Annotated in this window: 7 protein-coding genes; 4 read left to right on the forward strand and 3 right to left on the reverse strand. The window is 65.9% G+C overall.

Annotated features, from left to right (window positions below; translation table 11 throughout):
- Positions 1 to 99: 99 nt before the first annotated feature.
- Genes ACZ50Z_RS10980 through ACZ50Z_RS10990 form a run of 3 tightly spaced genes read left to right on the forward strand, consistent with a single transcriptional unit; the run spans position 100 to position 11,523 of the window.
- Positions 100 to 9,201 carry a BTAD domain-containing putative transcriptional regulator gene (locus ACZ50Z_RS10980; RefSeq protein WP_464483573.1) on the forward strand — a complete coding sequence of 3,034 codons (9,102 nt, stop codon included), beginning with the start codon at positions 100 to 102 and terminating at the stop codon, positions 9,199 to 9,201.
- 9 nt (positions 9,202 to 9,210) lie between these two features.
- Positions 9,211 to 9,906 (forward strand): Type 1 glutamine amidotransferase-like domain-containing protein, encoded by a 696-nt coding sequence (locus ACZ50Z_RS10985; protein ID WP_464483574.1) that lies wholly within the window; start codon positions 9,211 to 9,213, stop codon positions 9,904 to 9,906.
- A gap of 15 nt (positions 9,907 to 9,921) precedes the next feature.
- The gene (locus ACZ50Z_RS10990; RefSeq protein WP_464483575.1) at positions 9,922 to 11,523 is read left to right on the forward strand and encodes a bifunctional aminoglycoside phosphotransferase/ATP-binding protein; all 1,602 of its coding nucleotides are present in this window, start codon (positions 9,922 to 9,924) and stop codon (positions 11,521 to 11,523) included.
- Here ACZ50Z_RS10990 and ACZ50Z_RS10995 read toward each other — a convergent pair.
- Positions 11,520 to 12,425, reverse strand: a complete 906-nt coding sequence (locus tag ACZ50Z_RS10995) for a TPM domain-containing protein (protein ID WP_464483576.1) — start codon at positions 12,423 to 12,425, stop codon at positions 11,520 to 11,522. The genes ACZ50Z_RS10990 and ACZ50Z_RS10995 overlap by 4 nt on opposite strands.
- 206 nt (positions 12,426 to 12,631) lie before the next feature.
- Here ACZ50Z_RS10995 and ACZ50Z_RS11000 point away from each other — a divergent pair, with 206 nt between their 5' ends.
- Positions 12,632 to 14,038 carry an aldehyde dehydrogenase family protein gene (locus ACZ50Z_RS11000; protein WP_464483577.1) on the forward strand — a complete coding sequence of 469 codons (1,407 nt, stop codon included), beginning with the start codon at positions 12,632 to 12,634 and terminating at the stop codon, positions 14,036 to 14,038.
- A gap of 105 nt (positions 14,039 to 14,143) precedes the next feature.
- On the opposite strand, the gene ACZ50Z_RS11005 is transcribed toward ACZ50Z_RS11000, so the two are convergent.
- Entirely contained in the window at positions 14,144 to 14,422 is a 279-nt protein-coding gene (locus tag ACZ50Z_RS11005) for a hypothetical protein (protein ID WP_464483578.1), read from the reverse strand.
- A 46-nt stretch (positions 14,423 to 14,468) separates the two neighbouring features.
- A complete protein-coding gene (locus tag ACZ50Z_RS11010; protein ID WP_464483579.1) occupies positions 14,469 to 15,005 on the reverse strand; it encodes a hypothetical protein in 537 nt (178 codons plus the stop codon).
- Positions 15,006 to 15,013: the final 8 nt, after the last annotated feature.

Genomic DNA, 15,013 nt, shown 5'->3' on the forward strand with positions numbered 1-15,013 from the left:
GTGATGTTTGCCGGTGCGTGGGCGCTGCGGCTTTACTAAATCTTGACCGCGTATTGAATTGCCCCGCCGACGATTGCTGAGGTGAGTACCCTTTTACCGGTGGAACTGGGGGTTTTAGGCCCTCTCCAGGTCCGGCAGGACGGGGCGCCCGTCGCTGTCCCGGGCGCCAAACCTCGCGCCGTCCTCGCGATGCTGGGGCTGCACGACGGCTCCGTGGTATCGGCCGACTTGCTCGTCGAGTTGCTCTGGGGCGAGGATCCGCCGCGCACCGCCGCCAAAGCATTGCAGACCCACATCTCTTCGCTGCGTCGCGCCTTGGGCGACGGCTTTGTTTTGACGCAGGGAACGGGTTGGGTTCTCGCCGACAGCGACGTTGATGCCTCGCGTTACAAACGCGCTACCCGACTTGGCCGCGAGGCCGCCGCGGCGGGCGACATCGGCCAGGCCGTGGCCCGCTTCGAGGAGGCCCTTGCCCTGTGGCGCGGGATCCCCAATCTTCCCGATGGTCGGCGGGGAACGTCGGAGAAGACGCGATGGATCGAGGGCCATGCCGCGCTCGTGGAGGACCGAGCGGACGCGTTGCTGGCGACCGGGCGCGCCGCGGAAGTCGTCGGCGATCTCGAGGCCGCGGTGGCCGACGCCCCGCTGCGGGAAAGGCGATGGGGCCAGCTGATGCTTGCCCTCTACCGCGCCGGCCGGCAGGGTGAAGCCCTCGGTGCGTTTCAGCGGGCACGGTCGCTGCTCGCCGACGAGCTGGGGGTCGATCCCAGCCCGGAACTTCGCCGGCTCGAGGCCGCGATTGTCGCGCAGGATGCGTCGCTGGATATCGCTGTAACACAGCGGGTTACATCAGTGACACGCGCAGTGACATTTCTGCTCACCGACATCGAGGGGTCGACCGCCGCCTGGGAGGCGGATGCCGCGGCCATGGCGGTGGCGCTCGCCCGCCATGACGAGCTGGTCGAGCAGGTCGTCACGTCGCGTGGCGGGCGGCTGATCAAGACACGCGGCGAGGGCGATGCCACGTTCTCGGTCTTCGACCGGCCGTCCGCGGCCGCCTCGGCCGCAATTGAATTGCAGGACGCGATCACTCACGAGCCCTGGACGTTGCGGGACCCCTTGCGCGTGCGGATGGCGCTTCATACCGGTGAAGTCGAGCTGCGCGACGGTGACTACTTCGGTCGGGCGGTCAACCGGGTTGCCCGCCTGCGGTCGTTGGCCGAGGGCGGCCAGATCCTGTGCTCGGGTGCGACCGCCGAGCTCGTCATCGATTCCCTGGCCGACGACGTGGTGCTCACCGACCTCGGAATGCGCCAGCTGCGGAACCTCGCGCGGCCGGAGCATGTCTTCCAGCTGCGACTAGAGACGGGCGAGCAGCGTCCCGAGCCGTCAGCGCCCGAAACGCCGCTGGAGCGCCCCGCACTTCCGGCGGTCCTCATCGGCCCTGGGCCGTTCGTCGGGCGTGGCCGCGAACTCGACGGGCTGCTGTCCGCGTGGCAGGCCGCGCTGACCGGCGGTGTGCGCACGGTGCTGATCGCCGGCGAGCCGGGCGTCGGCAAGACGCGCCTCGCCGGTGAATGGTCGCAGCGAGCCTATGAGCAAGGAGCTGTCGTGCTGTACGGCCGATGCGACGAGGACCTCGGTGCCCCGTATCAGCCGTTCGCCGAGGCGCTGCGTTCGATCGTGCCGTGCATGGGCGCCGGCCGGCTGCGCGACATGCGCGGTGTCGAAGCGTTGCTGCCCCTGGTGCCCGGACTCATTGATGTGGTGCCCGATCTGGCTGCTCCGGCGCACGCCGATCCCGACACCGAACGGTACGCACTGTTCGATGCCGTCGTCGCGCTGCTGGAAAACGCGTCCGGCAGCGCACCTGTGCTGCTGATCCTCGACGACCTGCACTGGGCGGCCAAACCAACACTGCTGCTGTTACGGCATCTGCTGCGCTTCGGCGACCACGCCCGGGTGCAGATCGTCGGCACCTACCGAAGCACCGACCTCGATCGCTCCCATCCCCTGGCGGCGATGCTCGCCGACCTGCACCGCGACGGTACCGCACATCGACTCAACCTGAGCGGCCTCGACGAGAACGACGTGACGGCCTACGTCGCCGAAGCAGGCTACGACGACGAAGAACTCGCCCACGCGCTGGCGTCGGTCACCGGTGGCAACCCCTTCTTCCTCATCGAGGCCCTGCGCCATGTCGACGAGAGCGGCGGCGTGTGGGATCAGAGCACGCTGCCGCAGGGCGTGCGAGAAGCCGTGAGCCGCAGGCTTTCCCGGCTGCCTACCGAGACCAACAAGGCGCTCGCCGCCGCCGCGGTCGTCGGCAGCCGGTTCGCCGTGGAGCTGGTCGAGCAGGTGGTCGGCCACGACCTCATCGACGCCTTTGACGAAGCGCGCAAAGCGGGCATCGTCATCGAAGAACCCGGCGGCCACTACCGGTTCAACCACGCCCTGGTCCGACAGTCGCTATTGGCCGAATTGGCCTCCGTGCGGCGCATGCGATTGCACCAGCGCATCGCCACGACCCTGGAGACGCTGCCCGGCGCCGACGACGAACTGCTTGCCGAGCTGGCACACCACTTCTTCGAATGCGCTTGGGCGGGAAACGCAGCCAAGGCGGTCTTCTACTGCCGGCGCGCCGCGGACCAGGCCATGGCGCGGCTGGCCTACGAGGGCGCCGCCGATTTGTACCACCACGCCCTGCACGCGCTGGAGGAGCTGGACGACGAACTGCCCGACCGCGACGACCAGACCGCGGAGCTGTTGGTCGCGCGTTGCGAGGCTTTGTTGGCCGCGGGCGACGTGGCTTCGGCGGCGGGCGCTGTCTCCCAATTGCGGTCTGCAACAGTGGATTCTGTTCGGCTCGCGGCGTGGGCGACCTGTTTCGACGGACAACTGTCGATGCTGATCCACCCCGAACGGTTGGACGAGGTCGAGGCCGCGCTGGGTGCGGCCGCCGCCAAACTCGCCGAACAAGACGACGCCGCCGGAGAAGCCACGGCGCACACCGGCAGGGCGGGGTGCCTCGCCCGTCTCGGGCGGATCGCCGACTGCGAAGTCGCCCTGGACGACGCGCTGAACGCGGCACGGCGAGCGCGTGAACACCGCCGAGTGAACGCGGTTTTGGCGGGCGCGCCGCTCGCGGCGTTGTGGGGTCCCAACCCGGTTCCGCGCGCGGGTGGGCGGTGTCTCGACGTGGTGCGGCTGCTGCGGATCACGACCGACTCGCCCGCGGTGGAAGCCACCTCGACGCGATGCCAGGCCGTGTTGGAGGCCTTTCGCGGACGTGGTGCCGCGGCGCGTCGGATGATCGAGTCCGCTCGGCGCACGGTGACCGAGCTTGGCCTGCGGCACGCGCTGCTGGAAGTTGAGCAATTCGCCGGCATCGTGGAACTCATCCTCGATGATCCCGCGGCGGCCGAACCGCATCTGCAGAAGGCCTACAACGGTTTTCGTCGCATGGGCCTGGACGCCGATACCGCCGAGACGGCCGCGCTGTTGGGCCGCGCATATCTTGCCCTCGACCGCGAATCCGAGGCCGGCGAATTGTGTTCGGAGAGCGAGCGTCTCGCCGGGCACGCGCTGAAGGCCTCGATCGCCTGGCGCACGCTTCGGGCGCACTTGCTGGCGCGCGGCGGTGATCACGATGCGGCTCGGCAGGTTGCCGAGGCAGCCGTCGCGTTGGCGGAACGTACCGATGCGTTGGTTGATCACGGCGACGCGTGCCTAACACTGGCCGCGGTTTTGAACGGTGCCGGCGACGTCGTGGCTGCACGCCGCGCCGCCGAGCAAGCGGTCGAGCTGTACGAACACAAAGGCGCTGTGGCGCTTGCCGAGATGGCGCGCGTCCTGCTCGGCGAGCGAGTCAAGCCGAGCGCACCCGCGCGACCAGAAGCGCCAAGTGTCGAGCTGAAGAATGCGTGTGTGCGTGCGGGCGAACGCGTGACGTCGGCGATCAATCGTGAGGCGTGGGACGAGTTCGAGCGGCTTATGGCGCCGGATGGATTCATCGAGAGCCGCCGCAAGGTTGTCGGGTTCGGTCAGATCGACGTCCCATCGGGCGAGTTTCCACAGCTGAACAGGCGCGTTTTGGAGAAAATCCCAATGCGGGTCAGCCAAATCGTCATCGCCGTACGAGGCGAGCGTTTTGCGCTCGCTCGATTGATGATAGGCGCGGCCGACGTCAGCCCTGGCGCACCCCACGACGAATTCCTCCTGCTTTATGGCATCGATGACGATGGCCAGATCTCCCTGCAGGTGTGGTTTGACCTCGAAGATATCGACGCCGCGATGGCCGAACTCGATGCTGTGCATGGCCGGTTCGAGGCAGAGCATAAACGTTTGCGGACACTCGACAACGCGGCTACGCGCGCGTACGAACGCTTCTGGTCGTACTTCGCCGAACGCGACTGGGACGCCGTACAAGCGATTGTCTCCCAAAGCCTTTCCGGCGCTGATCACCGACGCGTCGTGAATGCCGGGGACCGAGGAAGTCGAGAATCCGTGATCCAGGATTTGCAGGTAGCCGCCGACCTCGGTTTCACGATAGGGATGGCGGACGTCGTGGCGATCCGCGGCAAAAGCCTCGCCCTCACCCAGGTTCGCGCGTCGGGGCGCGACCCGGAGACGATTCAAAACGATGCCTTCAATCTCATCGAAATCGACGCTAACGAGCAAATCGCGTCGATCGTTATCTTCGACCTGGACGACTTCGACAGTGCCATAGGCGAACTCGAGACCCGCTACCTTGCGGGCGAGGCTGCACCGTACGCGCGCACGTGGGCAGTCATCGCTCGGGCCAATACGGCGTTCAACCGGCACGACGAATTGCCGATAACACCGGACTTTTCAACGATCGACCACCGAGTACGCGCGACGTTGGACGCGGATGGCCTGACCGCGTACCTGCGCACCTCGTGGGACCTCACGCCAGATCTCACGACGTTCATCGAGTCGGTACATCGGCTTAGCGATCTGGGAGTCGTCGCGACCCACGCATCGCGCGGCACGTCACAAGAAAACTTTGAAGCACAGTGGCGACAGATCACGCTTCTGACGGTCCGAGGCGACCTGGGTACCCGTTGCGAAATCTTCGACGAGGCAGACGTCGACGCCGCGATCGCGCGATTCGATGAGCTCAGTCGGCCGGCACCGCGGCGGGAAAACGCTGCGAGCCAGGTAGCCGAGCGCTTCTTTGCGCATTTCGCCGGCCGCGATTGGGACTCCGTGGCAACGCTACTGGCCGACGATGTTACGCACGACGATCGCCGTCGCGTGGTGAACGCTGGAGTCCTACACGGCCGAGATGCCCAAATTGCGAACCTGCAGGCTATCTCTGAGGTCGGGATCACGAATTTTTCGCCGAAGGTCATTGCGACTCGCGGCGCACGTCTGGCCCTCGTCCATACCCGTTCCTCGGGCCCAGACCAAGCGCCCGACGGCATCCTTACTGAGGAAATCGGGGTCGTAGAGATCAACTGCGATAACCAGATTGCAGCCTACGTCACGTTCGACGCCCACGACATCGACGACGCCATCGCCGAGCTCGATGCCCGATACATTGCCGGTGAAGCGGCGGTCTATTCGCATGCGTGGTCGGTTGTGGTGCAGACGTATGCCGCGTCGAATATGCAGCAACTCCGAATAACACCCGACTGCGTGAGCATCGATCATCGACACGTGAGGGCGTTCGCGTCAGGTGAGCTGAGCGCATACATGCACGCCACCTGGAAACTGGCGCGCAACGTCTGGGGGTACGTCGACGCCGTCCACCGGCTGAGCAACGGCGGCGCTGTCGTCAGCCATGTGGTCAGTGGATGGTCGCGCGAGGGGTTCGAGGCCGAATGGCGCGAGGTAATTCTGGCCACGATCGAAGGCGACCTGGTGAATCGCTGCGAGCTATTCGACGAAGCGGACCTGGATGCCGCCATCGCACGGTTCGAACAGCTCAGCCCGCGGCCATCCCGGCTACAAAACAGGGCAGCAATCGTCTTCGAGCACGTCTGGTCGCACTTCGCGACTCGCGACTGGGACGCCATGGCCAAAACGGTGGCCGACAACTACGTCGGCATCGATCACCGACGAGTCGTGAGCGCCGAGACCCAACACAGTCGGCATGACGTGATCAAAGACCTGCAGGCGGCCGCCGAAGTCGGCTTCACGATCTCGATGGTGAGCGCCATTGCGATCCGCGGAGAACGCCTGGTCCTCGCACGAGTTCGCGCCTCGGGCCGCGACCCCGACGCGGTACAGAACGATGCGCTCAACATCGTCGAGATCGACGCCGATCATCGGGTCTCGACCGTGGTCACCTACGACCCCGAGGACATCGACGCCGCCTTCGAAGAACTCGACAAGCGTTACCTCGCAGGCGAAGCGGCCGCTCACGCGCAGACGTGGTCAGTGATCACACGAGGCTATGCGGCGGTCAATCGGCACGAACTTCCCAATATGGCACCGGATTCGGTGTACATCGACCATCGAGCGGTCTTAACGACCGAACGAGAGGATCTGGTGGGATATCTCCCCGCCTTGTGGGTCCTCATGCCGGACGTCAGCGCAGACATCGAGGCGGTACATCGGCTAAGTGACCTGGGAGCGGTCATCACCCATGCTGCGCGTGGCACTTCGCAGGAGGGCTTTGATGCCGAATGGCGGGCTATTGTCGTTGGCATAACGGAAGGCGACCTTTACCGCCGCGTCGAGGTCTTCGACGAAGCGGACCTCGACGCCGCGATCGCCAGGTTTGGGGAACTGCACTCGCAGACGCGGATACCGGAAAACGCCGCCAAGCGGGTGTACGAGCGCATCCTGGCGCACTTCAGTGTTGGTGACTGGACCGCGATAAGACAAATCCTGGCCGAAGACGTTTCCACCGAGGATCGTCGTCGGGTGGTCAATGCCGGCCTTCGACATGGCCGAGACGCCGTAATCGCAGAAATCGCAGGAATCGCCGAGCTCGGAATTACAAAACTTGAATCACACATCATTGCGACTCGTGGAGAACGCCTCGTTTTGACACGTGGTCGCGCCACGGCAGGAGCCCATCGACCCGATGCGTTCCGAACCGATCTCCTTGACGTTGTCGAAATCGCCGCAGACGAACACGTCACGGCACGCGTCATATTCGACCCCGACGACATCGACGCCGCCATAGAGGAACTCGACGCCCGCTTCCTCGCCGGCGAGGGTGCCGCCTATTCACAGACGTGGTCGGTCATCACACAGGCGTATGCGGCGGTTAACCGTCAGGAGCTACCAACGACGGCGCAAGACTGGGTCACCGTCGACCACCGGCGGGCAATATCTTTCGCGCCCGGTGATCTCGAGCCGTACCTCCGCGCCACATGGGACGTGCTGACACCGAATGCCTACATCGAGACCGTACATCGGCTCAGCGCCCTCGGAGCAGTCGTCACGCGAGTGGTGCGCGGGTCCTCCCACTCAGGCTTCGATGCCGAGTGGCGGGAAATCGGCCTTTCGACGGTGCAAGGCGATGGGATCAACCGCTCCGAGCTTTTTGACGAGACAGACTTAGACGCCGCGCTGGCCCGCTTCGAAGAGCTGCACCGGCAGGTATCACGGCTGCAAAACGTGGCAAGCCAAACGTACGAGCGCTTCCGGACGTACTTCGCGGCACGCGACTGGGCCGCGATGGCGGATCTACTCATCGCCGATACATCTGTCGATGACCACCGACGGGTCGTCAACGCCGAGAACAGGCGCGGTCGGGATGTCGAAATCGCGAACATGCAGGCTTTCGCCGACATTGGGGCCAAGACAAGTACCGCGACGGTCATCGCGACTCGAGGCCAACGCCTTGTCCTCTGCCGGACCAGTATCTCGGGCGAAGACCAAGAACCCGGCGCATTCCATATCGAGCTTCTCAACGTTGTTGAGGTCACCGCCGACGAGCAGATCGTCGCGCGGATCGCGTTCGACCCCGACGACATCGACGTCGCCTTCACCGAACTCGAAAACCGTTATCTCGCAGGCGAAGGAGCCGCCCACGCGCAGACGTGGTCAGTAATCTTGCGTGCTTTCGACGCGTTCAACGCACACGAGTTCCCTGCGACAACTCCGGACTGGGTGAACGTTGACCACCGCCACGGACCAGCCTTCTCCCCCGGCGACCTGGTCCCATATATCCGTGCCGCATGGGAACTCGCGCCTCAAGCCAAGATCTATGTCGAGAAAGTGCACCGGCTGACCAATCTCGGAGCGGTCATTACCCAGGTGTTGCGCGGCAAGTCGCCAGACAGCTTCGACGCCGAATGGCTCGAAATCAATCTTCTGACTGTCGAAGGCGACCTGATCAATCGCAGTGAGCTGTTCGACGAGGCAGATCTGGACGCGGCGCTCGCCAAGTTTGACGAACTGCAACGCCAGACGCGGCGCCTGGAGAACGCGGCGAGCCGGGCAGAACAACGACTCTTTGACTGCTCGGCCACTCACGATTGGGCGGCGATAACCGAGATCCTGGCCGCCGATAGTTACGTCGAAGACCGGCGTCGGGTGGTAAATGTCGGCTTCTGGGACGGCCGCGACGCCGTGATGGCAAATATGCGAGCGTTGGCCGAAGGCCTCGCGCAGGTATCGTTGGCCGTGATCGCAACTCGCGGGCAACGACTTTCGCTCGCCCGCATCCGCTCCTTCAATCCGGACTCGCGGCGCGGGGAATTCGCCATCGAGTTGCTGGGAATCGCCGAAATCGACACCGACGGGCGGATCGCGGCCCATGTCTTTTTCGATGCCGACGACATCGACGCTGCTTTCGAGGAGCTCGATGCGCGGTACCGTGCCGACGAAGCGGCGGCTTACGCGCGAACGTGGACGGTGATCGCGCGGGCTTACTCCGGATTCAACCGGCACGAACTTCCTGGCATGACACCGGATTCGGTTCTCGTCGATCGTCGGCCGGTCGTGACGACCGAGGCGGAGGATCTGGCCGCATATCATTGCGGCATGTGGGATCTCATGCCCGACGTCATCGTCCACATCGAGGCGGTGCACCGGCTGAGCGACCGAGGAGCGGTCTTCACCCATGCTGCCCGTGGAACCACACGCGAGGGCTTTGCTGCCGAGTGGCGGACGATCAACACTGGCACGGTCGTCGGTGACCTCATAAACCGCGTCGAAGTCTTCGACGAGGCAGATGTCGATGCTGCGCTCGCCCGCTTCGAGGAACTCGAAAGATAATTCGACCGAATGGCACAACAACTCCAACCGCTCTACCTGCTGGCGGACAGTCAGCTGCTCTTCGAGATGGGTGATGGCCGATCGCTGTTGGACACAATCCTCGATGGATTGGCTCGAGACAAGCCGCTGAGCGCGGCCTACATCGGCGCCTCCAATGGGGACCAGCCAGAGTTCTACGAAATCTTCGAAGCCGCAATGGATACCGTCGGGATCACCAACCGCCGCATGATTGAGTCGTCGTTCGACCGGGCCGACCGCGCCTTCCTTGAGCGTGCCCAGTTGATCGTCCTCGCCGGCGGCGATGTGCGTCGCGGCTGGAACACCTTCGAGGTCACCGGCATGAAGGAGGTGATCCTGGACCGGTACGCCAAAGGAGCCGTCCTGGTGGGCATTTCGGCCGGCGCGGTCCAGCTCGGCCGCGGTGGACTCGTCGAGACACCGGAGTCGCTCGGGACCCACGTGTTCGACCTGTTCAATCTCGTCCCCATTGTGATCGATGTGCACGACGAGCAAAATGACTGGGCGCGGCTACAGCGCACGATGCAGTCGCTGAACGGAGAGGCGACCGGGCTCGGCATCCCTTCGGGCGGCGGAGTCGTCGTGCACCCCGATGCCACCATCGAGTCTCTGCGCCTTCCCGCGCATACCTTCGCCTTCGACGGCACGCGCCTGAAGCGCCTTGACGCCCACCCAGACCACCTGTAATCGTTCGGCGAGACCATGACACACGCCTTCGACCCAATCGGACCCGACGGCCACCCGCGGATTGTCGCCGACCTGCTGCGGCCCGACGCCTATGACCCCCCGGCCCACGACGTCCGTCTTCACGAGACGCACAGCTCGTGGGTCCTGCTCGCCGGACCGTACGCCTACAAGCTCAAAAAGCCGGTGGACCTCGGCTTCCTCGACTTCACCAGCATCGAGCGGCGCCGGGCCGACTGCGACGAGGAGCTCCGCCTCAACCGGCGGTTCAGTCCGCAGATGTACCTGGGCGTCGTCGAAGTCACCGACCAGGACGGCCACTACCGCGTCGGTGGCAAGACCGGGTCCGGCGAGCCTGCGGTGTGGATGCGCCGGCTGCCGGAAGACGGCATGCTGCCGGCCAAGCTCGCGCGCGGCGACGTCGACACGCGACTGGCACGACGAATCGGTCGCACTCTGGCCAGGCTGCACGGCGGGGCCGAAAGCGGACCCGACATCGACGCGTACGGAGCCCCGTCCAGTGTGATCGCGAACTGGCGGGAGAACTTCGACCAGATGGCTTCGTTCGTCGGTCGAACCATTGCGCGCGACGTCAACGACGAGATCCGAACCTACGTCGACCAATTCGTGTGGAACCAGGCGGCATTACTCGAGCGGCGCGTGGCAGACGGGCATGTGCGGGACGGCCACGGTGACCTGCACGCCGCCAGCATCTGCATCGACGAGGGCCAGATTCTGCTCTTCGACAGCCTGCAGTTCGCGCCGCGCTATCGGTGCGCCGACCTTGCCTCCGAAGTGGCTTTCCTGGCAATGGATTTGGAGTACCACGGTCGCGCAGACCTGGCGTGGGCGTTCGTCGACTCCTACATACGCGCCAGCGGCGACGACGGGCTGCTCGACCTGCTCGACTTCTATATCTGCTATCGCGCCTACGTGCGCGGCAAGGTCCGCAGCCTGCGTCTGGCCCAGGCCGAAAAGGTATCCGGCGGTGAAGCCCGCCAACTTGTCGCCGAGGCGCGGGCGTATTTCGATCAGGCATGGGCGCACGCGGGCGGCCTGCCCCGTGCGCCGATCGTGGTCACCATGGGTCTGCCGGCGAGCGGCAAGACCACGCTGGCGCGAGCTCTCGCCGGCCGGCTCGGGCTGGTGCACCTGTCCTCGGATGTGGCGCGCAAGAGGATGGCGGGCATGGAGCCGACCCAGCGCGGCGGCGACGAATTCGGTTCGGGCCTCTACGATCCCGCGATGACGCGGAGCACCTATGCCGCGCTGCGGCGCGACGCCGCACGCTGGTTGCGCCGGGGCCGCGGCGTGGCCGTCGACGCGACGTTCGGCAATCCGCGCGAACGGGCCCAGATCCTGCAGCTGGCGCACCGCCTCGGGGCCGACCTCCGCGTCGTGCTGTGCGACGCCGACGACGCGACGCTGATCGCGCGGCTCGAGCGGCGCGCCACGGAGAAGGGTGTTGTCTCGGATGCGCGGATCGAGTTATGGCCCGAGCTGCGTGCCGCGTTCGCGCCTCCCGACGAGCTGCCGTCGGTGTTGCGGGTCGACGCGACGCGCGACAGCGAGGAGACCGTCGAGCAGGCGCTGGCGCTGCTGCGGGCTTCCTACCGCTAGCGAGCGCGACCCCGTCGCGCGCGGTGCGGTCCCGCCACGTCGGCGTTGGCCAGCGTCTGGGCCTGAGCGGCCAGCGTCGATGCCCGGTTGGCGTGCGCGATCGCCTCGGCGTCGTTGGCGGATTCCTTGCCGTGCGCCGCCGCCAAGTGCCGTTTGGCCTCGTCGAGCCGGGCCTGGGCCTCGGCGCCGACGCTGTCGCGATGCCGGGCGACGTAGTCGGAGATCTGCCGCAGCCTGGTGTCCGCGGTGGACAACGCCTGCGGCAACGAACCGTCGTGGCTTTCAATGCTTCCCTGCCCGCCACTACGACGGGCGCGGCGGCGCCGTCGTGCGCGATAGAGCACGAAAAGCAGCACGATCACCAGCACGACGAGGACGCCGATCGCGACCAGCGGCCAGATCGGCTTCGATGAGCTCGCCGGCTTGGCCGAACTCGCCAGTTTGTCCAGCCCGTCGGCCGCGGCGACCGCCGCACCGCTCCAGTCTTTGGCGCCCACCACGGGCTCAATTTGGTTGCGCCGCAGACTGTTCAGGCTGGCGGCGGTCGGGCCCTGCACCTGCGGCGGCACGCTGAACGTGTACGCCTTGGTGTTGGTGGCGATGGCCAGCAACGCGTCGTGGCCGCCCAGACCGCTGGCGCTGCGGGTGCGGTCGGCCCAGTTGTCGGGCTTGAACCGGGAGAAGTTGTCGACGTAGACCACCCACAGTTGAATGTGCCGGTCGCGGTACAGCCGGTCGATCGCCGAGCTGACCGCCGCGTGACCGGAATCGGTCAGCGCCCCGGTGTTGTCGGTGATGTGATCCCTCAGCGGGGAGGGCGGCTGCGCGCCGGTGGGGCGGGCCAGCAGCAACCCCGCGGTGAGGATCGTCAGGACGGCACCGAAAAGGCGAACAACCCGCATACAGGTAACTTAGCCGCCCCTTCGCGTTGGGTCAGGAGGCTGGCGCACCCGCGGTCCACGGCTTTTCCGCATGTCGGCGACCAGCAGAATCCGCCTGATACTCACGTGCGGCACGACTCCCCCACGCACTGGACACCCAGTGGTTACGCGCGTAACCTCTGTCGCGCAACGACAGCATTCTCGCGAGCGAAAGGCCACGAAGAACCGTGAGTAACGCCATTGAGGTCTTCAACCCGTCCACCGAGGAGCTGATCACCGAGGTCCCCGACTCCGACCAGGCGGCCGTCGACGCGGCGGTGGCCCGGGCCCGCGAGACCTTCGAGTCCGGCGTGTGGCGCAAGGCGCCCGCGTCGCACCGCGCGAACGTGCTCTTCCGCGCCGCCCGCATCATCGAGGAGCGCGCCGACGAGCTCGCCGCGCTCGAGGGCCAAGACAATGGCATGAACCTGACGGCCGCCAAGCACATCATCCCGGTGTCGGTCGACATGTTGAAGTACTACGCCGGCTGGGTCGGCAAGATCCACGGCGAGTCGGCCAACCTGGTGTCCGACGGCCTGCTGGGCACCTGGGAGACCTACCACACCTTCACCCAGCTCGAGCCCGTCGGCGTCGTCGGCCTCATCATCCCCTGGAACGGGCCGTTTTTCGTCGCGATGCTCAAGGTCGCGCCGGCCCTCGCGGCGGGGTGCAGCGCGGTTCTCAAGCCCGCCGAGGAGACGCCGCTGACCGCGCTGAAGCTCGAGGAGATCTTCCGCGAGGCGGGCCTGCCCGACGGTGTCCTGAACGTCATCACCGGCTACGGCGAGACCACGGGCGCCGCGCTCACCGCGCACCCGGACGTCGACAAGATCTCGTTCACCGGGTCGACGGAGGTCGGACGGCTGATCGTCAAGGCGGCCGCGGGCAACCTCAAGCGCCTGACGCTCGAGCTCGGCGGCAAGTCCCCGCTGATCATGTTCGACGACGCCAACCTCGACAAGGCGATCTTGGGCGCGGGCATGGGACTGCTGGCCGGTTCGGGGCAGAACTGCTCGTGCACGTCGCGCATCTACGTCCAGCGCGGCATCTACGACAACGTCGTGCAGCGCCTCGCCGAGTTCGCCCAGATGTTGCCGATGGGCGGCAGCGAAGATCCCGACTCCGTATTGGGGCCGCTGATCAGCGATAAGCAGCGCAAGCGGGTGGAAGGCATCGTGAACGACGGCGTGGCCGGCGGCGCGGAGATCATCACGGGCGGCAAGCCGATGGACCGCAAGGGCTACTTCTACGAGGCGACGATCGTCACCAACACCACGCCCGACATGCGGCTGATCAAGGAGGAGATCTTCGGGCCCGTCGGGTGCGTGATCCCGTTCGACGACGAGGACGAGGTGATCGCCGCCGCCAACGACACGCACTACGGGCTGGCCGGCTCCATCTGGACCGAGAACCTCTCGCGCGCGCATCGCATGGCGAATGAGCTTCGCGCAGGCCAGGTTTGGGTGAACTCCTCGCTCGCGGCCGACCCGTCGATGCCGATCAGCGGACACAAGCAGTCCGGTTGGGGCGGCGAGCGCGGCCGCAAGGGTATTGAGGCCTATTTCAACACCAAGGCTGTCTACATCGGTCTATGACCGGGCCTTCGTGCCGCGCTCGTAACCCCACGGCGAAAGAAGCGCTGATTTTTCGCCGTGCCGTTACACGCGGCGCAAGCCGTAGACTTGGGGCCGCAATAACTTTCAGTGAGACGCGACGAGAGCACGGCCCTCGTCGGTGCAGCCGGCGATAAAGTCGGGACCGGAGTCCACTTGGGCGATCTTCCCGCTTTTGAGGTCGCTCTGAAGGACCCGCTGGCAGTACTGGTTCCAATCGGTGTCAGCACTTAACTGCACGTGATAGTGCTGAACCTGCTCATCGATGGCTTGTTTGCCTTGGTTGTACGACGCTGACCCGGGGTCGGCCGCCGCTACCGGCGCGAAGACAACGGCCGCGGCGCTCATCACCGCTGCCAACGTCATCCCGCGAATGCGACTCACGCAGGCAATCTTACCGAATCGCGGCCGGCTAGAAAGTCCACGAGCCGGCGGTCTGAAGTACGAAGCCACGGTTCAGAATCGGATCGATGCAGGCGGTCAGCCGGTCGGCGCCCACGACGCACGTGATGTCCCCTTTGGATATCTTCTGGCCGACGTTGAGCAGCGGCGACGTGATCACCGGGCAGCCGGTGCCCTTCTGAAAGCCGTAGGCGCCCAGGTCCGTGGGAAGCGATGTCGGCGATCCCACCACCGAGCACCCGTCGCTGCCGACCGGGGCGTTGTCCGGCAGCCCGGGCAGGGGCCCGTCGCAGCTGGCGCTGACGTGATCGCCTGGCTTGGGCGGGTTGGGCAGGACGCACTGGAGTCCGTCAGGTGTCGCGAAATACGCTGCGCCACCGGCGCGGGCGGCGGCGGTATAAGGCGCGGCATCGACCGCTTGAAATGCGTTCAGGTCGGGGAACTTCGGCGGCGTGGCGGTGGCCACGCCGGGGGCGGCACGGGAACACCCCAGACCCAGAACCGCAACCGTCCCGGTTATCACCGCGAAAACCACCCTGCTCAGCATGCGATGTC

Source organism: Mycobacterium sp. NTMscope_MAC_269, from assembly GCF_976985695.1.